This is a genomic window from Rothia sp. HSID18069, assembly GCF_003989155.1.
GTDB classification, from domain to species: domain Bacteria; phylum Actinomycetota; class Actinomycetes; order Actinomycetales; family Micrococcaceae; genus Rothia; species Rothia aeria.
Map to the genome: position 1 here is coordinate 225,456 of NZ_RBMG01000003.1, position 19,396 is coordinate 244,851.

At 60.1% G+C, this 19,396-nt stretch carries 16 protein-coding genes; 8 read left to right on the plus strand and 8 right to left on the minus strand.

What is annotated here, in order from left to right:
* The first annotated feature begins 331 nt into the window (after window positions 1-331).
* Entirely contained in the window at window positions 332-859 is a 528-nt protein-coding gene (locus D8M41_RS08830) for an acyl-CoA thioesterase (RefSeq protein ID WP_006887670.1), read from the plus strand.
* 173 nt (window positions 860-1,032) lie between these two features.
* On the opposite strand, the gene D8M41_RS11655 is transcribed toward D8M41_RS08830, so the two are convergent.
* On the minus strand, window positions 1,033-1,242 hold the full coding sequence (locus tag D8M41_RS11655) for a helix-turn-helix domain-containing protein (protein ID WP_006887633.1): 210 nt from the start codon (window positions 1,240-1,242) through the stop codon (window positions 1,033-1,035).
* 337 nt (window positions 1,243-1,579) lie between these two features.
* Here D8M41_RS11655 and D8M41_RS08840 point away from each other — a divergent pair, with 337 nt between their 5' ends.
* The gene (locus D8M41_RS08840; RefSeq protein ID WP_006887642.1) at window positions 1,580-1,960 is read left to right on the plus strand and encodes a hypothetical protein; all 381 of its coding nucleotides are present in this window, start codon (window positions 1,580-1,582) and stop codon (window positions 1,958-1,960) included.
* Window positions 1,961-2,050: 90 nt separating this feature from the next.
* Here D8M41_RS08840 and D8M41_RS12000 read toward each other — a convergent pair whose 3' ends face one another.
* Window positions 2,051-2,353 carry a hypothetical protein gene (locus tag D8M41_RS12000; RefSeq protein WP_238693507.1) on the minus strand — a complete coding sequence of 101 codons (303 nt, stop codon included), beginning with the start codon at window positions 2,351-2,353 and terminating at the stop codon, window positions 2,051-2,053.
* A 43-nt stretch (window positions 2,354-2,396) separates the two neighbouring features.
* On the opposite strand from D8M41_RS12000, the gene D8M41_RS12005 reads away from it, so the two are divergent.
* On the plus strand, window positions 2,397-2,777 hold the full coding sequence (locus tag D8M41_RS12005; RefSeq protein ID WP_238693508.1) for a hypothetical protein: 381 nt from the start codon (window positions 2,397-2,399) through the stop codon (window positions 2,775-2,777).
* Between the two features lie 47 nt (window positions 2,778-2,824).
* Window positions 2,825-3,553: a hypothetical protein gene (locus D8M41_RS08850; RefSeq protein WP_126926825.1), complete on the plus strand. Its 729-nt coding sequence runs from the start codon at window positions 2,825-2,827 to the stop codon at window positions 3,551-3,553.
* A gap of 139 nt (window positions 3,554-3,692) precedes the next feature.
* On the opposite strand, the gene D8M41_RS08855 is transcribed toward D8M41_RS08850, so the two are convergent.
* From D8M41_RS08855 to D8M41_RS08875, 5 genes are all read right to left on the minus strand, one after another.
* Complete coding sequence (locus tag D8M41_RS08855) at window positions 3,693-5,015, minus strand: MFS transporter (RefSeq protein ID WP_161970778.1); 1,323 nt, start codon at window positions 5,013-5,015, stop codon at window positions 3,693-3,695.
* Window positions 5,016-5,263: 248 nt separating this feature from the next.
* Window positions 5,264-5,830 carry an SRPBCC family protein gene (locus D8M41_RS08860; RefSeq protein WP_126926827.1) on the minus strand — a complete coding sequence of 189 codons (567 nt, stop codon included), beginning with the start codon at window positions 5,828-5,830 and terminating at the stop codon, window positions 5,264-5,266.
* Window positions 5,831-5,846: 16 nt separating this feature from the next.
* On the minus strand, window positions 5,847-7,157 hold the full coding sequence (gene tgt, locus D8M41_RS08865; RefSeq protein ID WP_126926828.1) for a tRNA guanosine(34) transglycosylase Tgt: 1,311 nt from the start codon (window positions 7,155-7,157) through the stop codon (window positions 5,847-5,849).
* Between the two features lie 134 nt (window positions 7,158-7,291).
* The gene (locus tag D8M41_RS08870) at window positions 7,292-8,563 is read right to left on the minus strand and encodes a glycoside hydrolase family 76 protein (protein ID WP_023134504.1); all 1,272 of its coding nucleotides are present in this window, start codon (window positions 8,561-8,563) and stop codon (window positions 7,292-7,294) included.
* A gap of 137 nt (window positions 8,564-8,700) precedes the next feature.
* Window positions 8,701-9,801: a pseudouridine synthase gene (locus tag D8M41_RS08875; RefSeq protein ID WP_126926829.1), complete on the minus strand. Its 1,101-nt coding sequence runs from the start codon at window positions 9,799-9,801 to the stop codon at window positions 8,701-8,703.
* A 237-nt stretch (window positions 9,802-10,038) separates the two neighbouring features.
* Between D8M41_RS08875 and D8M41_RS08880 the strand changes: the two genes are divergently transcribed.
* Window positions 10,039-10,680 (plus strand): TetR/AcrR family transcriptional regulator, encoded by a 642-nt coding sequence (locus D8M41_RS08880; RefSeq protein WP_238693509.1) that lies wholly within the window; start codon window positions 10,039-10,041, stop codon window positions 10,678-10,680.
* 122 nt (window positions 10,681-10,802) lie between these two features.
* Here the strand turns inward: D8M41_RS08880 and D8M41_RS08885 are convergent, their stop codons facing one another.
* Window positions 10,803-16,406 (minus strand): Lhr family helicase, encoded by a 5,604-nt coding sequence (locus D8M41_RS08885; protein WP_126926830.1) that lies wholly within the window; start codon window positions 16,404-16,406, stop codon window positions 10,803-10,805.
* A 394-nt stretch (window positions 16,407-16,800) separates the two neighbouring features.
* On the opposite strand from D8M41_RS08885, the gene D8M41_RS08890 reads away from it, so the two are divergent.
* The 3 genes from D8M41_RS08890 to D8M41_RS08900 all read left to right on the plus strand — a co-directional run bounded on the left by D8M41_RS08890 (window position 16,801) and on the right by D8M41_RS08900 (window position 19,198).
* On the plus strand, window positions 16,801-17,385 hold the full coding sequence (locus tag D8M41_RS08890; RefSeq protein ID WP_037236979.1) for a malonic semialdehyde reductase: 585 nt from the start codon (window positions 16,801-16,803) through the stop codon (window positions 17,383-17,385).
* Window positions 17,386-17,714: 329 nt separating this feature from the next.
* Complete coding sequence (locus D8M41_RS08895; RefSeq protein ID WP_037236980.1) at window positions 17,715-18,299, plus strand: malonic semialdehyde reductase; 585 nt, start codon at window positions 17,715-17,717, stop codon at window positions 18,297-18,299.
* A 260-nt stretch (window positions 18,300-18,559) separates the two neighbouring features.
* The gene (locus D8M41_RS08900; protein WP_006887607.1) at window positions 18,560-19,198 is read left to right on the plus strand and encodes a malonic semialdehyde reductase; all 639 of its coding nucleotides are present in this window, start codon (window positions 18,560-18,562) and stop codon (window positions 19,196-19,198) included.
* Window positions 19,199-19,396 lie beyond the last annotated feature (198 nt).

Sequence of the window (19,396 nt, forward strand, 5' to 3'; positions counted from 1 at the left end):
AATTTTATGTAATATTCCCGCGAAAATGAGGTCTTACCAGGGCCGCAGAGATATAGTATTTAGTGAACCGTATGATCTTGTATGCGTTCAAATGTCTGTGTGTTGTCTGCTCCCCGAAGGCATTGAAGCCTTCGGGGAGCAGTATTTTAGTAAATATAAAACCTTTAATATAAGCTTTAGCAATTTTATGTGCGGTATGCCGTGTAGTTGCACCGTATATGATTATGGTTAGAACACAATTAGCGTGCGTGCCTCTTCTGTACACCGCCTGCGGGATTAAGGCGCCGCTGAGCCTTTAGTGCTTCCCACACCCGCGCTGTACAGTTGAACTATGAGCGAAGAAAACACGAACAAAACAACCACAGGCCACACCGACCGTGAAATCACCGTATACGTGCCCCCACGCTGGGGAGATATGGACGCCTATGGCCACGTAAATAACGTGGCCATCCTGTCCATTATGGAAGAGGCACGTATCGCCCTATTCGGCCCGCCACCATCGTCCGGGCAGAAACCGAAAAACCTGCCCGCCCCGCCTATCCCGCTGTTTGAGACCATGGCCGACGGGGTGCAGGCGCTCATCGCTGAGCACGGTATCCGCTACGTGGCACCGCTGCCGTATACCGGTGAGAACATACCGGTGCGGGTGCGCATTGAGAAGATTACAGCCGCCTCGGTGCGGGTGGGGTATAAGATCCTTAACCCCGTCAACGGCACCGACTGTGTGCGTGCTTTTACGGTGCTGGCATTCTGGGACTCAACCGCCGAGCAGCTGGCACGGCTAAACCCGTCTCAGCGCGCCATGCTGGAGGGGCACAAAATGCTCGGTCACGGGTCGGCCACAGCCATTACCCAGTAAACGCCTCACAGGCGGGCTTCTACATGCAGTAGCGTGGCTCCTCTTGGAGAGGAGTAATTAGTTATGCACAGAATCGTGAGAGTTTGCGGATTTTCCCGTCTCAAAAAGAACAGCCAATCAGTGAGCGTTTTGCTGTAGAAGATATTGGCATCAACTAGTACTCTCATGGGGGCTTAATCGTTTGTAAGTTCTGGATTTTCAATGTCGAACTGGCGCAACGCATTAAATGCCTGGTTTTGTTCGGCTCGACGTGCATCACGAAAAGCAAAAACATCTGCACGGTTAAACTTATGATGCGTTCCTACTTTATGTGACGGGAGAAGACCGTCATTTGCCCATTTGATGAGCGTGGGGCGTGAGACGCCAAGGATCTGTGCCGCCACGGTACTGGTAAGCTCCTCCCCAGCAAACGCAATTGTGACGCCACGGCCTTCATTGAGGGACGAGATCAACCTAGAAAAGATGAGGCCCAGATCTTTAGGAATTTCAACGGCGCTCCCGTCGTCAAGGCGGGCTAAAAATGTGACGTTCCCAAATACACCCTCTGGCAGCTCCTTGAGGATGGATGTCAGTAAAATCCTGTAACGATAACTTTGTTGCTTACGGTGGCATCAATAACCTAGAGGAAATACTGGCGCACGCGGTGGAATGGATTAATAGTTAATAGTGGCCCCGAAATAGAGAAGACATAACTCATGAATAAAGGATTCTACACTAGCCATGTTTAAAAATATTTTACAAAAATCAGTGCATGGAGTTATTGTCTCAGGGTATACGGAAAACACCGGTGGAAAGCAGTTTTATCAGCCCATGTACCGGTGGCTCTTTTTCGAGCTGGAGGACGGCTTCGCGGTGTTTTCCTCCAATGATGGAGATATAGAAGTAGAACTGGCCGATGAGATTACTTGTCTTTTCGACATTGAAGAGGGCGATATTTTTACGCTAATGCATATTACCAATGAGGATTTAGGGGTCATTCACAGTGTGGAATGCCAAAGAGACGCGCTGGGTAATCTTATTGAGGTGACGATCTGCACGCACAAGAAAAATATAACTTTGAATTCATTAACCCTAGAAGGGTTTGAGATTAGTATTGCGTAGAACTACTAGCGTAATAAGCGCAGGCGGCAGGGCACAGTCTATAGATGTCTTGCACCCCTGGTGTTGAACCGAAACGAAAACATGAAAAAACTAGCTCAATACGTCAAAACTCCCCTTCTTCTCATCACCCTGATCGATGGATTCGAGGACGCATCCTTCGGGCTGATCCTCATCGTTTATATCTCGCGCATTGCCGAGCCCTGGTGGCTCACCGTCATGGCCGTCGGCGGGTTCTTCACCGGCATACTCTTCGGTCCTTTCACGGGCTGGGTTGCCGATCGTTTTTCGGGGCGAACCTGCTGGTCTGGCTCCCTGGCCGTCTCCGCTCTCTGTGTGGCGGTCATCGCGTTTTTGCCGCATCCGGTCACTATCGTGGGCTGTCGGCGCGCTCATCGCCAGCGTTTTCTATGGGCGTGGATGGTACAAGCCGCAGCTGGTGAACGCGATTCTGTGGGGCGGATTTTTTATCGGTGCCGCGATTCTGCTGGAAGGGCTGGTGGCGAATCCTTGGATTGTGGGAGCTGGGTTCCTGGTAGGCGGGTTCTTCAACTCGATCCACAACATGGGTATTCGTGACATGGTGTATACGTGGGTGCCCGAGCACCGTCAGGGGCAGTCTTGGGCTCTTATCGGCTCGCTGTTCAGCTCGATGGTGCTTGTGGGTGACCTACTCGGTACGCCGGGAATACTGGGGGATGCGCGCACTATTGTCATGATCGGCGGCGCGACGGCAACCGGTGCGGCGGTGGCGAACCTGCTGCTGTATGCACTGGTGCGCAGCCGGTGCGGGGTAAGAGTCCCCGGCGGGGAGAGGTAAAATTAAACCCGGCTTATTACACCCCGATAAATCAAGGAGAAAACCCCGTGAAAGCTTACCCGGTTCTCGCCGTTGGTGCGGCGCTCGCTCTGGCGCTAACAGCATGCTCGTCAGGAGATCAGAAAGCGCAGGAAAGCCCCAGCTCATCAGCCGCCTCAAGCAGTGCAAGCGCCAGCGCCTCTGCGAGTGCTTCTGTGGCGAGCGCATCCCCGCAGGTAAGTACCGCCGCGCAGGAGCCCACGGTTGGTACCGCCCCCGCCACGGTATCTGACGAACCCACCTGGGGCACTATCACCACCAGCTCGGCTGCCGCAGGGGCACCCACAACCGCAGCGGCTGGCGAAAGCGCCAGCGCCGCCACAGGCTCCGGGCAGGGCGGTGCCAACAATAACCCCAAGAACCCCCAGGCTCCTGCCGAGAAAATAGCCCGTGCAGGCGAGAGCTGCGGCAATATTCAGGCGCAGAATGGCAGTGCGGTCGTTACCGTACAGAACGGTGCGGTAGTGTGTGACCGTGCGCTGACGGTGATGCAGGAGTACGTGAATACCTCGGCGTCGTCGCGCGCCAGCCAGACCATTCAGGATGCTCAGTGTTCGTGGAATGAGCAGTCCAGCTCTGCCGAATGCACGGCGGCTAATGGGGGCGTGAAGTTTACTGCACAGCTGAGCAACCCAGCCTCCCAGCAGCAGGGCGGCGGTACTGCCCCTGCGCAGCCTGGCGCATCCCCGAGCACCGCGGCGGCTTCTGAGTCGGCTGCTGGTGCCGCAGCCCAGTAGCCGCAGCTATTTACTGCTGGTTCCTTCTCAAGGCGCTTTAGCGGCAGGCAACGGCCCGAAACCGTTATCTGCCGCTAAAGCGCCTTTGTGCTGGCTGCGATTTGTTCCCCCCCTTTTTTCTGCCGGTGAGGGGCGCGGACTATGAGTTCACGTCTTCCAGTTCGGAGAGCTTGGGAAGGGTGCGCAGGCCCGGCTGTACGAGCATAAGCACCAGCGAAAGCATCATGAATACGGCGAAGAACAGTAGGGTGGTGCCAGCACCCCAGGCACCGAAAAGCACCCCGGCGGCGAGTGTTGCTGCGGGCATTAGCGCCATGACGGGCACGCCCAGCGCCGAGTGCACCCTGCCTATTGCGGCCTCGTCGGTGGTGGCGTTCACGTAGGCCATAATGCTGGCGTTAAACGCCGGTAGCGGCACCCCGGCGAGCGCGAACACAACGGCTGTCGCCCAGAATGTGGGGTGTATGAATACTGCGGCGAGCTGCCCTGCCGCGATCGTACCCACGGCGCATATCCCCAGGGTGCTCAGCGCCAGCCGGTCGGTGAGAAAACCTACCAGGGTGGAGCCGGTGAGTACGCCCGCCCCGAAGGCGCCCATGAGTACCCCCACCCACAGTGCTGAGAAGCCAGCCGACTGGTAGTAGTAGATGAGAGTGAGCGGAATACCAGTGGTCGCAAAATTTGCGATTCCGGTCACGGCGGCTATTGCCAGTAGGGTTTTGTCGGCGAGTACTCGCCGCCACCCGTCTTTGAAGTCCGCGAGTATCCCGGAGGTCGTTTCAGGTGCCGCGCTGTCGGTGGCCGATACGGTGCTGCCGCCGGGCGCGGGGTCGTCGCTGTTGTTTTTCGCCTTCCGGTACTGGTCGATGCTTCTGCGGCTGGGAACCACGGCGAGGGCCACCAGGTTGAGCAGCCCCTGCGCCGCAAGCAGCAGGTGAAGCGATATCCCCGCGATGAATCCTGCGATTGGTGCCCCGAATAGGTTGGCGGCTGATTCGCGTGCTTGCCCTATGGCTGAGGCGCGCCCCAGATCCGTGACGGGAACGGTCGCGGCAATGATTTTCTGCTCGCTGGGGTAATCCAGCTGGGATGCGGCGGTCAGCAGCACCAGAATAAGTGTTAGCGCCACAATAGAGCGGGACCCGCTCATGCTGAGGGCAAGCACGCCCACCCAGCCCAGTGTTTGGGTGGTGCATGAGAGGATGAGTGCCCGCCGCGGGGTCATGCGGTCCACGATGGTGCCGGAAATAATACCGGCGGTGATTGCGGTGAAGCTGCAGCAGAAAAGCACCAGGGAGGCGAGCTCGGGGGAGCCGTTCATCGCTATCACCATGAAGGTGATGGTGATGAGAGACATTGCGTCTGAGAGCTGGTTGAGGGCGAGGGCTGCTGCGGTGCGCTGAAATGCTGTGTTGGCCCGTAGCGGGTTTTTGGGCGCGCTGGTGGGGGTATTGGGGGTCATGCGTTTGTTCCTTGAAAACGTCGAGTGCTTATACCTGTGGGGTGTTGACGGCATACGTGTAGAACCCGCGTCGTCAGTGTTCGCGGGTGTGCGTGTGCCGTGGGTATTAGCGGTCGTTTTCGTAGCAGCGGCGCTGAATAATCATGATCCCATCCAATTCTAGGGTGACTGGAGTCACTTGTAGTATAGGGGGTGTGCGGCACCCCGCGCCACATAGGGCCAAGAATGAGGCGATGCGCGGCGTGCCCCTAGCGAGGGTCCGGTGCCTGGCCGGGGCCGTCATCCGTTTGTTCGGGGCTGGCATCTTCTTGTTCAGGGTCGTCGTGTTCGGTGAGCAGCGCATCCAGCCGGGCGAAGGTGGAACGCCAACTGGTGCGTACCTCCTCGTGAACATTCGGGGGCATGGGGCCGATCTCCACGGTGATGCGCGTGCCCTCACCCACGCCCTCGGGAGTAATCACCGTCTCGGGGTGAAAACGGAACCGGGAATACACCAGAATGTCGCTGGGCTCACCCAGGTGGTTTGGCAGCTGCTCGGCGTACTCCAGCTCGTGATACGGCTCAATAGCCAGGAACCTGCTCTGCAGCACGCAGGTGGCCCCCGGGTCGAAATCGTTCACCATCCGCACCCGCTGAATACCGCCCACTACGGACTCCACAACAAGGCCATCCGTCTGTGCCTGCCACCCCGCCGGACCGTACCAGCGGTGTAGCTGTGAGGGGTCAAGGTAGGCGGTAAACACCCGTTTGGGGTCCGCCGCGATCTCGTGGTCAAACACGAGCAGCTCTTCATCAGGTACCTTCGTAACACTCACAGTAGGCCTTTCGTAGCTATGGTTTCTTCCCAGAGTAATAGTTACCGAGGAATTCGTCACGGTACTCGAAGTAGGTGCCGTCGGCGATCGCGGCGCGCGCATCATCGACCATGCGCACGATAAACCGCTCATTGTGAATGGAGGCGAGGGTTGCCGCCAGCCGCTCATCCGCCTTGAACAGGTGCCGCAGATAGGCACGCGTATAGTGCGCACACGTATAGCAGTCACACCCCTCATAGATAGGCGAGAAATCTGCCTTGAACCGGGCATTCGTCACGTTAAAACGCCCGGTGGGGGAGTAGAGCGCCGCGTTACGCGCCACGCGGGTGGGTGAGACACAGTCGAAGGTGTCCACACCATTTTCCAGCCCCACAAAAATATCGTCCGGTTCCGAAATACCCAGCAGGTGGCGGGGCTTAGCCTCCGGGAGCTCTTCGGCGCACCAGCGCACAATGGTGTCCAGGTTCTCCTTTTCGAGGGCGCCACCGATACCGAACCCGTCGAACGGCATGGCACCTAAATCGCGGCAGGCTTTGCGGCGTAAATCCTCATACTGCGCGCCCTGAATCACCCCAAAAAGCGCTTGGTAGGGTTTGCCCGTGCGCTCATCCGTGAGCCGTTCATGCTCTGCAATGCAGCGCAGCGCCCACAGGCGGGTACGTTCCAGCGCCTCTTCCTGGTACCCACGGGAATTGTACAGAGTAGTCAGCTCATCGAAGGCAAACATGATATCTGCCCCGATCTGATGCTGCACCTGCATTGAAACTTCGGGGGTGAAACGGTGAATAGACCCGTTGATATGGGACTTAAAGTTCACGCCGTCATCATCAATATGCGCCAGGCGCTCTTTGCCGTGAGCCACATCGTCGTCACCAATCGGGCGCCCGTCGGCACCCTTCGCATCGGCAACGGTTCCCATGTCAATCACCTTTTTGAACCCCGACCCCAGGCTCATCACCTGGAACCCGCCGGAGTCCGTGAAGGTTGGCCCGTCCCAGTTCATAAACCGCCCCAGACCGCCGGCGGCATCCAGAATCTCGGGGCCGGGCTGCAGATACAGGTGGTAGGCGTTCGCCAAAAGCGCCTGCGCCCCGAGCTCCTTCATCGCTTCGGGAAGCACCGCCTTGACGGTCGCCTTCGTACCCACGGGCGTAAAGGCGGGAGTCTCAATATCGCCGTGCGGGGTGCGGATCACACCTGTGCGCCCCAAAAACTGCCCGCCATTAGCCTCCACACGCTTAGCAGACGGGGATGCGGTCTCGGCAAGGCGGCTGGTGACGGTGAACCCGAAACCGGGGTTGGGAAACTCGCTATTGCTGCTGCTCATGTGTGCCTTTCCACCGTGGGAGGGGTGCTCGCCGCCGGGCACTGGCGCGCGGAAATACCGCGCGAAGAACCCGCACAGAGAATAAAAACGGTAATTTTGGTGACGTTAGCGCGCCCGCCCTGGGGGCGCACCGTCTAGGATACGCGCGTCAGCAGGGCTGATGCCTCTAGCACCATCCACGCCTGCAACTGCCCGGAGAGCTCCACGGGGGTGCCCGCCGGCAGTACCGTGTGCGCCTGCTCCGTGAACTTGGGGGAGAACACCGCCACCGCGTCGCCGCGGATTTCGCTGGTGTTCACACCCGGTTCGCTCAGCGGCAGCTCGGGGTCGAACTCGCGGCGCCCTTCCCACACTGCGCGGGCACTGCCGTGCACCAGCGAGGCCGCCAGCAGGCGTGCATCCTTGCTCAGCAGCTCGCACTGTGCCGCCTGTGCCAAGTACCGCACCAGGATGCCGGTAAACAACGCGCCGTCGCCGTCACCGCCGGATGCGAGCACACGCCCGCGATGGCCGTCGCTGAACACGAACTCCTCGCTCAGGTGGGTCACAATACCCACAATCAGCTGCTCGGCACGGCGCACCAGGGAGTGTGCCTGCTCGGGGCTGCGTTCTGCGACCGCCAGCAGCGCGGCCAGAGCCGTACCCTGGTTATACGTGTAAATATTCTGCTCATAATCCAAATCGATGTCGCGGGCACCGACCACATCACGGACCTTGCCGGTGCGCACATTCACCCCGTCAATGTAGAGCGAACGCTCCGCATCCCACAGGGTGTTATTGAGCCAGGTCACCAGGGCGGAGGCGTCGGCAACGTCACCGGCGCGGGCGAACGCCAGGGCGGTGGGGGCCGTCGCCGGGGTGTTAATGAAATCCCGTTTCTGCTTTGACCAGCTCACCCCACCGTAGGGTGACATGCCGGAACGCAGCTGCGGGAACAGAACGTTCCCGGCGTCCTGCGCACCGGTATCACCTTCGCCGCCGTTCATGGCGCGGGACAGCTCATTCATGCGACCGGCGGCCAACGCCAGCCACGCCATATCATCGTAGAAGCCGTTCACGAACGTGCCAAGGTTTCGGGCGTTAATGCCGCGCACCAGCGCGCGGGCGCGCGAAAGCCATTCTGAGGCACCCAGCCGGTTACCGGCGTGCAGCTCGCGTTCCCCGGCGTCTACCACGCACTCCAAAAAATGCGCCTGCCACCAGTAGTGCCAGTCTTTAAGCCGTTTGCTGAGGGGCCGGGTTTCGGGCACCTGCACGGAACCAAGAAGCGTTCCGGGCACGCCCAAGGGACGGTGCGCAAATTGGTGAAGCACCGAATCCGCGGCTAACCGGGCACGATCAGCCGCACGCTGGGCGTAGTCGGCTGCGGTGTGGGTGGGCGCCTGCGATGTGTGAGTGGATTCCATAAATGCCTTTCCCGGGGGCCGAGACAGTTTTACTCATCTATACTTTACCCTTATTTACCTTTGACATTATCCCATCTTGTGGGAAATGTTCGCCTTCACGTGCAGGCTTATGGCCTCAGGGCTGAATTTATGGTGGATTATGACGGTAGAAGAGCCAGCTTCCGCATACTGCGTAACCGCACCCGCTCGCCCGTGACGGGGTGCTCAAACTCCAGTCGGTGCGCCACTAGCTGAAGCGGCAGCTCCGGGGCATTGGCTGGCGGCAGCACCTTCGGGTAGAGCACATCCCCTGCAATGGGCGCCCCCAGCAGGTGCAGGTGGGCGCGCAGCTGGTGGGTTTTACCGGTGTGCGGGCGTAACCGGTACAGTGCCAGCCGCTCACCGGTGACGGGGTAGCCCGGTGCTGGGGGCGCGATTGTGCCGGTGTGCTGAGAGGTGCCGGCTGTATGGTGCGGGCCGGGCGCATCGAAAACTGTGAGGATGCGCACCCCGGTGGTGGCGTTGGGGTTCAATAGTTCCCGCTCACACGATGGCTGATCCCACTGCCGCACCTGCAGTTCACCCCGTATTTTCTCAATGCGGGTGCGCACCGTCAGCTCACCCGATAATGCTGCGGCGCGCACCTGAGGGTCGGGTATGGGGCGTGCCACCGCCAGGTATTCTTTGAAGACCTCGCGGCGGGCAAACATGGTCTGAAATAATCCCCGCGCCGGAACCGTTTTGGCGAAGAGCAGCACCCCCGCCGTCGCCCGGTCCAGCCGGTGAACCGGCACCAGCAGCGGGTTTCCCTCGCGTACCCGCAGCTTGGTGAGGGCCGTCTGGGCCACGAACGCCCCGCGCGGGGTGGTGGGCAGAAAATGCGGTTTATCGACTGCCAGCACATGTTCATCTTCGTAGAGTACCGGCAGGTCATCGGGGAGCTGGGGCTCCTCGGGCAGTTCCCGGTAGTACCAGATGGTGAGCCCGGGAACGTACGGTGAATCGCCGGTGAGGATACGTCCGTTATCGGTGCGGATCTCCCCGCGCTCAAGACGGTCCGTAATAACTCGCGGGTTATGTGGGTAGAACCGGGCCACTAAAAAATCTGCGACAGTTCTCACCGGCTGATGGGGGTGCGTTGACCCTGCGATGTCAAGCGCGGCCCCCGGGTCACTGGGGAGGGTAAACGCTACCGGGTCAATACCCGCCCGCTGGGGCAGCGGCGGGGTTTTAGTGTCTCGTGTGGCTCGTCTGGGCATACGCCGATTCTACCGGCGGCCCCCGTTGGCGTAATATTTTCCCCGAAATACCCACTTTATCTGTCTAATTAAAACTGAAGTTTATATAGAAAAGGTTTTTTCAATAGTTTTTGAGGCGTTAAATATGGCTACCCGTTGTCCGTTTGGGCGTCATATTTTCTGAAAACCCACAGCCGTTCAGGGTGAAGCGGTAGGATTGAAAAAAGAGGGTTCGAGCAATCGAACATATAAGGGGCAATGATGGAACACTATATACGCAACGAAGCCGAAATGAGTCAAGACGCACCCAACCACACTAAAAATAAGACAAGGAAGCTTCCTGTGCCGCATCGTACGCGGCTGACCCCCGCCGCCCGCGAAGAGCAGATTATTAATGTTGCCGCCGCACATTTTGCCCGGCGCGGGGTGGTAGGTGCCTCCATGCTCGACATCGCCAAGGAAGCCGGGATTACCCGTGCCCTGCTGTACCATTACTTTCCCGGCAAGGAGTCCCTGGCTGCTGCTGTGACTCGCCGTGAAGCTCGGGCGGTTCTGGAAACCCTCAGTGAGCATCACGAAGACCCGCAGGAGGCGCTGCACACAGCGTTACACGCCTATTTTGACCGTGTGGCCGGGCGCGGCACCGAAGCCACCAGCGACGTTCCCGACACCCCGGATGAGTACCTCAAATGGATGCTGCACCGCACCGGCATGCCCGTGAACGACCGCACCCGCATGATACTTGGCGGATGGATGTACCTCGTCGATTACTTCGCCCGGCACGTGGTGCAGGGGAAAGCACGCGGGCGTGTCTCGGCGGGGGCGAGGGCAATGCGCACCGAAGAGGCTATCGAACTGTGTATGGGCGCCGCCGATAACCTCACCGGAGGTGGCTACTAGAGCCTCTCTACGAGACCCCACATCGGGAGCTGTCGAAAATATTTCGGTTCCCTTGATGCGGGTTTCTGCGTTTAAAGCACCCACATATCTGGGTACCCCAGATGCTTAGGTACCCCAGTATTTTAGAGGGAGCGGCGCATCCGCAGACCGCGCGGGGTCGTGTAAAAGCCCTGCGCAAGCAGTGCGCGCCGTAACGCCACCACCGGATGCTCGGGCAGCCGGGTGGAATCGGCCTTGGACGCTCCCCGATGAGCCGGTGGTTCCGGGGTCGCCAGAATATCACAATCGTTGAGTTTTTCCACCACGATTTTCTCAGCAATACCCGCCTGCACGATGCGCGCCAGCAGCGGAGCCGCCGCCTCAAGTTTGAGAGGGTCGGCAGTGAAAGACAGCAGGGTTTTGCCGCCGCGTTCCAGATAGAGGACCGCTTCACCATCGAGCAGGATGAGGCAGGCACCCGCCTTACGCCCCGGACGATGCCGCACGGACTGGGCGGTCTCTGTGCCTTCGTGCGCAGCCTCTTCCGTACCGCCGGGTGCAGAAGAGGCCGGGAGCAAGCTGGGGACGGAAGGCCATGTGATTGCCGCGCCATAGGGATTCGCCGGGTCTGTAGCCGCCAGCAGAACACCCTCAAATACACCGAATACTTCCTCGTTTTTTGTTCGTTTTGCCCCGGTATTCTGCGGATTATCAGCGCCAATATTAGTGTAGGAGCGCACCGCATCCACCGTTGCCGGGGAGGCGAACTGAGCCGCACCCAGCCCCTCGATAAAGTACCCACGCCGCACCAGGGCACGTTCCTCGGCAGCCGCATAGACGCGGTACAGGGCCGCAAAGCCGCCGGGCACATCCTCAGAGGCGAGCGCGCCGCGGGTGAGCACACCGTACCTGTCTAAGAGAAGTTCCGCGCGCGCATAGGCGGTAACGGTAGCATCCGCTTCCTGCGAAGACTCGGTGCCCCCCGTATGAGGGCGGTTCTGGGGAAGGCTAATATGACTGAAACGCCCGGAATCCCGGGCCGAAACCTGCGGATCAGAAGAGCTGGCACGAGTGCCGCTCAAGCCGCTGTACCTGCGTGGGTATGCACCCGCAGAAGTACGCGCCGCCGACAGCCGTGCGGCACCGCGCCTGCGCACCGGGCGCGCCAGGGGAGCAGCGGGCCGCACCGGATGCGCACTCGACCCACCCGCCAGCATGGCACGTACCGGGGCGAAAGTATCGTTCGTGACCAACCCCGCCCACACCAGGCGCCACAGTGCGGCAGACACCTCCGAAGCCTCCGGAAAATGCACAACCTCGCCCGAGGCGGCGCGAGAGGCCAAGATCTCGTGCACGCGCTCACGAAGCGGCATAAAGAACAGCCCTCCGCCGGAAAGCGCCTCAAAGACGGCGTGCTCCACCGGACCCAGCTCATCCAAGGCCTGCGTACGGGAAGAATCGGGCAGGGTCAGCTCGGCGGATTCGGTAAGATGCAGGCTCACCCAGCCGTCATTGCCGGAGATTTCGCCCTCACCGCGCCAAAGCACCTCTCCGCTGGCCAACAGACTATCTAAGAGCTGCGGCGAATAATCACGCACCCGTGCTGGCAAGACGAGGGTCTCCAAAGCGGAGGCGGGCATACGCACCCCGGCCAGCTGATCGATGACCGTCAGCAGGCCCTCGCGGCCTTCCAGAGTATCAGCGGATGAACCTTTGTTTTCGACGAGAACCTGAACCGTGCGTTCGGGTTCGTAATAGGCACCGTATTCGGTGGTTTCTGCGAGCCTGCGCGAAACCTTGACCGTCTGCGTGCGCACTCCCTGCCAGGCGGGCAGGAACGCGCCATAGGCGCGCTGCGGTACCGGCTCAATCTCGCGGCGCAGCGCCGCCAAAGACCGGGCACGAAGCAGGCGAAGCACCTCGGCATCCACCCATTCCAGGCTTGCCGTGGGCACGGGGGAGAGCGGTATCGTATCGGCTGCCTCCGCGCGAGATACACGCAGTTCCTTGGGCAGGTACTCGCCCGAGAACAGTCGATTCTGCGTCTCTAAAGCGCGTAAAACCGGCAGAATAGCACCCGAACCCGTCGGCGTGATGCGGCTGAAATGGGCGCTCGCCTCGGCTGCGGTAAAGGGGATGTGCGTGCGCGCATACCGCGAGATTAGGTCTTCGAGCGGCGCGGCGACCGGCGTGAGGTACGCTTCGGCAAGCCCGACTGGAAGTGGCAGCCCTAACCCGTCGCGCAGCCGCGCGGCGTCTTCCACAGCGGCATAGATCGGTTCCGTGCTGCCCGCCGTATTTGAGCGCGGATTAATAACGAATGCCCTGCGGGATGCGACCAGCTCTTCCGCCAGCTCGCGTGCCTTTTCGGCGGTGGCGTGCGGGGTAGTTTCAAGGTCTTCTTCCGGCAGACCCCCGTCGGTATTTTTGGCTGAATGCACTGTTTCATGTGAAACATCAACCTTATTAGATTGACTTTTGCTGCCTGTTGGGGTGCTCTGAGAGATCTCGGGCGCGGACTCAACCCAGGACCCCTCATCCCCGCGCAGCCGTAGTGCCAGCTCCCTCGCCGTGAGCGGGCCGAGCTGGCGCAGAAGATCCGCCACGCCCTCAACCCCGCGTGCCCGATACTTCGCCCCGGTGCGCTGAAGACGCTCCTGAACCTCAAGAATCACCTGCGGATCCAGCAGATCGCGCAGCTGAGCGGTACCCAGCAGCTCCGCCAAAAGCGCCGGATCCAGCGCCAAGGCGGCAGCGCGGCGTTCGGCGGCGGGCGCATCCGTATCGTAAATATGCTCCGCCACGTACTCGAAAAGCATGGTGCGGGCAAAAGGCGAAGGCCCCTCGGTCTGCACCTGCGACAGGCTGATGCGCCGCGCGGCAATATCCCGATGCAGCTGAAGAAGCGCAGGAACATCATATACATCCTGCAAGCATTCGCGGGCGGTTTCCAGCAGAATTGGGAACTCGGGGTATTTGCGTGCAACATCCAGCAGCTGCGCCGAACGCTGGCGCTGCTGCCATAGGGGAGTGCGCCTGCCCGGATCACGGCGCGGCAGAAGCAGGGCACGGGCGGCGCTCTCTCGAAAACGAGACGCGAAAAGCGCCGATTCGCCCACACGCTCCTTGACGATCTCCTCTAGCTCATCGGGCTCGAAGAGAAAAAGCTCAGCACCCGGCGGGGTATCTTCCACCGCGGGAATACGCAGCACAATACCATCATCTGCCGCAAGCGCGCTGGCATCAATACCGTACCGTTCCTGCACGCGGGCGCCCACCGCCACAGCCCAAGGTGCATGCACCGGATACCCGTACGGCGAATGCAAAATAACGCGCCAATCTCCCAGTTCATCGCGGCAACGCTCCACCACAAACCGCGTATCGGTGGGGACCACGCCGGTAGCCTCGCGCTGCTCCCGAATATAGGCAAGCAAATTATCGCTCGCCCAAGAATCCAGCCCTAACCGGGTCAGCTCGGCGCGTATCGCAACCGTCGCTGAGGCGTCTTCGCTTCCGGAGTCAGCACCCGCAGACTTCGCTAACTCGCGGGTAAACTGCCCCAGACGACGGCCCAACGCCACCGGGCGGCCCACCCGCTCACCATGCCAAAACGGCAGACGTGAAGGCTCGCCGGGCGCGGGGCTCACGCGCACCGCATCGTGCGAAATGTCCTCGATGCGCCAACTGCTCGCACCCAAGGCGATAACATCGCCCGCCCGCGATTCGTAGACCATCTCCTCGTCCAGCTCTCCCACCCGTTTAGGCGCCTTGGAATCCTCAGAACCGGCCAGGTAGACAGGAAAAAGCCCACGATCGGGAATCGTCCCGCCCGAAGTTACTGCAAGCCGCTGCGCACCGGGCCGCCCCTCAATCGTGCCGCTTGGCGCATCAGCGGTGGCGGTGCGATCCCAAATAATGCGCGGGCGAAGCTCCGCAAACTCATCGGAAGGGTACCTGCCCGCCAGCATCTCTAAAGTACTGTCAAAGAGCGCGCGCGAAAGGTTCGCGAAAGGGGCGGTGCGGCGCAGCGCCTCGTACCAGGCATCCACCCCGATAGGCCCCAGAGCGCAGGCGGCAACGGTCTGCTGGGCAAGCACATCCAGCGGGTTCGCGGGAACGGTAAGCGGTTCTAAAGACCCGGCGAGCATACCAGAGAGAGCCACGGCAGAGCCCAACAAATCCCCGCGATGCTTCGGATAAAAAAGCCCGCGCGAAACCTCGCCCACTTGGTGCCCGGCACGGCCTACCCGCTGCAGACCGGAAGCCACCGACGGCGGAGACGCCACCTGAATAACCGCATCCACATGCCCCATATCGATGCCGAGCTCCAGGGAACTTGTGGCGACCACGCACCGCAGCGAACCATTCTTGAGGGACTCTTCGATGAGCGTGCGCTGATCCTTCGCCACCGAACCGTGATGCGCCCGCGCCAACGGCGCAATATCTGGCTCCTCACCAATGTCAGGCAGGGGCTCACCCGCAAGCTCGCGCCGTGAGAGCTCACGGCGCACATGAATATCGTTGAGAGCCGCGGTAAGTTTTTCGGCAAGCCCACGCGAGTTCACGAACACGATCGTAGAACGATTATTCTCGATATCGTCCACGACGCGTTCCTGAACATAAGGCCAAATCGAGGCACGATACCCGGATGCGCGCTCGCCCTCACCGGCTGGCTTCCGTGCCCCTGCACTTGCTGCCGCGCTCGCAGTACCGTCTTGTTTGGCGGAGTTGTTCGGCTGCTCAAGAGATAATCCTTCTTCACCGGGGAAGATGCCGATAGCATCCGCAAGAGTATAGGATGGCGCATCATCAGCTGCCTGAACCTGCAAATCCGGGGCGTTCGGGGCTGAACCGGGCGAATCCTGCCCGCGCGGTGCCCGCTGCTCCCCGGGTGCATAGCTGCCCTGTCCGTAATCGTTTGCCCCGCCGAGTGCCGCCATATCCGGCACGGGTACCGAGAGCCGCAGGTCCCAACGTTTGGGCACCTGCCGCGCCACGATTGTCACCGGGTGCACCCCGCCTAAAAATGTGGCGACGGCTTCGGGCGGGTTCACGGTTGCCGACAGCCCGATGCGCTGCACCGGCCGCTCCACCAGCTGATCGAGCCTCTCTAGGGACACCGCCAGATGCGCCCCGCGCTTGGTTCCCGCCAGGGCGTGCACCTCGTCCACAATTACAGTTGTCATGCCGGTGAGTGTCGAACGTGCCGCAGAGGTTAGCATAAGGTAGAGCGATTCGGGGGTGGTCAGCAGAATATCGGGCGGGTTGCTGATCAGCTGCCGCCTCTCACGCGCCGGGGTGTCACCACTCCGAATACCCACGGTAATATCGGGTGGGGTTCGCCCGGATTCCTTCGCCGTATGCGCAATCCCCGCAAGCGGCGCGCGCAGGTTGCGCTCCACATCCGCCCCGAGAGCTTTCAGGGGCGAAACATACAGGATGCGCGTACCGCCCGCACGCTGTTTCTTGGTCTTTTGTGTTTCCCGAGCGTCCCCGTTTTTCCGTGCCTGAGTCGATGTCGTGAGCTCGCGCTGACCCGGTTCTGCGCTTTTGTCGCGGTAGAGCGCATCGAGTGCCCACAGGAAAGCGGCAAGGGTTTTGCCGGAGCCCGTGGGGGCGATAATAAGCGCGTTTTCGCCCTTGCTGATACTCTCCCAAGCGCCTTCCTGCGCGGCGGTCGGGGTGCCAAAAGCGTTGCGGAACCATTGCTGAGTGGCGGGTGAGAAAGGTGCTAGAGCGTCGGGCATGGTTCCATTATCCCGAAAATATGCGGCGCGCAGCGGGGTTTAGGTCATGGTGGGCTGTCGCGACTACGGCGGCTTGGCGAGAAGACCCCTGTGATGGTGAATATGGGGCGCCACCTGGGGCTTTGCCAGTACCGCCGGGGTGTTCATAGTGTGGACTATTCCTGTATGTTTCGCGCTACATTTTCTGTCGGTTAAACAACGGTGAGGCGTTGCGCGGTGCACTGAAGCCTTCCAAGTGGTACGTCTGCGCTTGGTATATCCCTGGTAAATACAGGGCTAAGGATCACGCACAGTGAGGGAGAGGATGTTTACGGTGATGTTTGACCGGCCCCCGATAGCAGGGTAATGTTTTATCTGTAAAGTTTCTAAAGGTAACAATTAGAGGAGCCTCATCATGACTCGCCTGAACGACGAACAGCTCAACGCCCTTTTCAACGAACCCCGCACCGTGAACGCATTCACCGAGCAGCCCGTCACCGACGAGCAGCTGCAGAAAATCTATGAGCTGGCCGCTATGGGCCCCACTGCTTTTAACAGCCAGCCGCTGCGCATCACCTGGGTAAAGACCCCTGAGGCTCGCGAGCGCCTGGTCAAGCACATGATGGACGGGAATAAGGAGAAGACCCTCAACGCCCCCGTGACCGCTGTGCTGGCTTTCGATAAGAACTGGCAGAAGCGTTTTGGGGAATTCGCGCCCCAGGCCGCTGCCTTTGAGTCCTACTACGAGGCTGAAGAGGCGCGTATTCCCGCAGGCGCGCTGAGCTCTGCACTTCAGGCTGGCTACTTCATTACCGCCGTGCGTGCTCTCGGTTTGGATGCTGGCCCCATGACCGGCGCGGATTTCGACGGTATCGCCGCTGAATTCTTCGAGGGCACCGACCAGCAGCCCTTCCTCGTCGTAAACCTGGGTTATGGTGTGGCTCCCGAGTATCCGCGCGGTACCCGTTTTGAGTTTGATGACGTAACCCGCAGCATCTAAAAGCTGTGTTTCGCGCTCGCTGAGCCGCCGCATATTCGGCATTGAGCGAGACCAGCGAGAGTAAGCCGCAGAACTCCGGTAGTGATGTACATGTGTCCGGGGACCTGTGAGCGCCTGATTTTTGCCGGTGGCTGCCGTATCTGATGATGCGGCAGCCACCGGTTTTTGTTAAACCCTGAGGGAACGGGGGAACTGTTGCAGTGCGAATTTTGGGGTAGCTTTATGGCACGGGCCGGTGCATGATGGGAAGAACGGCGCGGTAGCCTTTCGTGGGGCATATAGATTCACTGTGCCAAAAGAACCCGACGTCATAGGAAAGGATATGAGAGATGACCCGTTTGTCTGAGGACCAGATCACTGCTCTTTTCCGTGAGCCCCGAACTATGCGTAAATTTACCGATCGGCCCGTCACTGATGATCAGCTTCGGGAGATTCAGGAACTTACCTATCTGGGGCCCACGGCCTTCAATAGCCAGCCTTTGCGCATCACCTGGATTAAGAGTCCTGAGGCCCGGGAGCGCCTAGTGAAACACCTGATCGAAGCTAATCAAGAAAAGGCTCGTCAGGCACCCGTTAACGCCATACTCTCATACGATAAGGCGTGGATAGACCGTGCAGATGTGTTTAATCCCCGCGCGGCAGAGACTATTAGGAGCTACTGCACGACCGAGGAAATTGTTACCTTCGCCGCTCAGCAGAGCGCCAACCTGCAGGCCGGTTACTTTATGACCGCCGCGCGCGCCCTTGGTCTAGATGCCGGTCCCTTATGGGCCGATTTTGAGGGGCTGTATGAAGAATTTTTTGCGGGGACCGACGAGCATCCCATCCTTGTGGTGAATCTAGGGTACGGTGTTCCTACCCAGCACCCGCGCGATACTCGGTTCGGATTCGACGAGGTGACCCGCAGCCTCTAAACACTGTGTTTTGCGTTTGCTGAGCCGCCGAGGAACATTTATGGCACCCGGCGAGATTACCGCAGAGACCCGGTACGCGGCGAACGGAGAGGCCCACGAATATCTCTGATTCACCGGCGGCTGCCGCATCTGAATGATGACGGTAGCCGTCTTTTCGTTAAGATTTTTGACACTGGGACGGTAAAACCGGCGTTTGATGGGGTGCGGGGTACACAATGGGAATAACCCCACCTGGCAGGCCCCGCAGAGAGGAAAATGCAATGCCCCCTCACTACCACGACACCATTAACCTGGCGAACCCCACCCACCGGCCCCGTCTGGAGGAAGAGCAGCGTGCCGCCCTCTACCTTCAGCCGCGCACCTGCTACCGGTTTAGCGAGGATCCCGTCACTGAGGAGCAGCTGCGTGAGATTCACCAGCTGACTGTCATGGGACCCACCGCCTACAATAATCAGCCGCTGCGCATCACCTGGGTACGTTCCCCGCACGCGAAAGAACGCCTATTGACTCACCTGCATGAGGGGAACCGCGCATCTGCTTCCCAGGCCCCGGTGAATGCGATTCTTGCGTTTGAGCGGAACTGGCAGAAACGTTTCACCGAGTTCGCCCCGCACGCTGTGGCCGCGCAGAAGTTCTTTGAGGATGAGGGCGAGCGTATCCCGCTGGGGCGGCTGTGCGCGCAGGTTCAGGCGGGGTATTTCATTACCGCTGTGCGTGCTCTTGGCTTGGATGCTGGCCCTATCACCGGCGCGGATTTTGAGGCGATCGCAGCGGATGCGGTGCTGCTGGGTGGGCAGGATCAGCAGCCGTTTCTGGTGGTGAATATTGGTTACGGGCTGGGGCCTTTCCGGGAGCGTGGGGTGCGGTTCAGTTTTGAGCAGACCACCCGCACTGTCTAGGCCCACAGGGTGGGGAATATTCTCGCCCAGTAAGCGTGTCCAACTGGTAAGCTAAGGCTCAACTAGTGTATAAATAAAGTATTGTGTAGATGCTTAAAAGCGGCTCTCCCGGTTTCTCGGGGGAGCCGCCTTATAGTTAGGGCGTATTTGGTGCATAGAGCGCAGAATCTGCGCCCCACCCGGCACCGCAGGTACGCC

Coding starts and splice junctions, on each gene's coding strand:
- D8M41_RS08830 (WP_006887670.1), top strand. CDS start 332: ATGAGCGAAGAAAACACGAACAAAACAACCACAGGCCACACCGACCGT.
- D8M41_RS08840 (WP_006887642.1), top strand. CDS start 1,580: ATGTTTAAAAATATTTTACAAAAATCAGTGCATGGAGTTATTGTCTCA.
- D8M41_RS12000 (WP_238693507.1), bottom strand. CDS start 2,353: ATGAGCGCGCCGACAGCCCACGATAGTGACCGGATGCGGCAAAAACGC.
- D8M41_RS08855 (WP_161970778.1), bottom strand. CDS start 5,015: ATGACCCCCAATACCCCCACCAGCGCGCCCAAAAACCCGCTACGGGCC.
- tgt (WP_126926828.1), bottom strand. CDS start 7,157: ATGAGCAGCAGCAATAGCGAGTTTCCCAACCCCGGTTTCGGGTTCACC.
- D8M41_RS08870 (WP_023134504.1), bottom strand. CDS start 8,563: ATGGAATCCACTCACACATCGCAGGCGCCCACCCACACCGCAGCCGAC.
- D8M41_RS08875 (WP_126926829.1), bottom strand. CDS start 9,801: ATGCCCAGACGAGCCACACGAGACACTAAAACCCCGCCGCTGCCCCAG.
- D8M41_RS08880 (WP_238693509.1), top strand. CDS start 10,039: ATGATGGAACACTATATACGCAACGAAGCCGAAATGAGTCAAGACGCA.
- D8M41_RS08885 (WP_126926830.1), bottom strand. CDS start 16,406: ATGCCCGACGCTCTAGCACCTTTCTCACCCGCCACTCAGCAATGGTTC.
- D8M41_RS08890 (WP_037236979.1), top strand. CDS start 16,801: ATGACTCGCCTGAACGACGAACAGCTCAACGCCCTTTTCAACGAACCC.
- D8M41_RS08895 (WP_037236980.1), top strand. CDS start 17,715: ATGACCCGTTTGTCTGAGGACCAGATCACTGCTCTTTTCCGTGAGCCC.
- D8M41_RS08900 (WP_006887607.1), top strand. CDS start 18,560: ATGCCCCCTCACTACCACGACACCATTAACCTGGCGAACCCCACCCAC.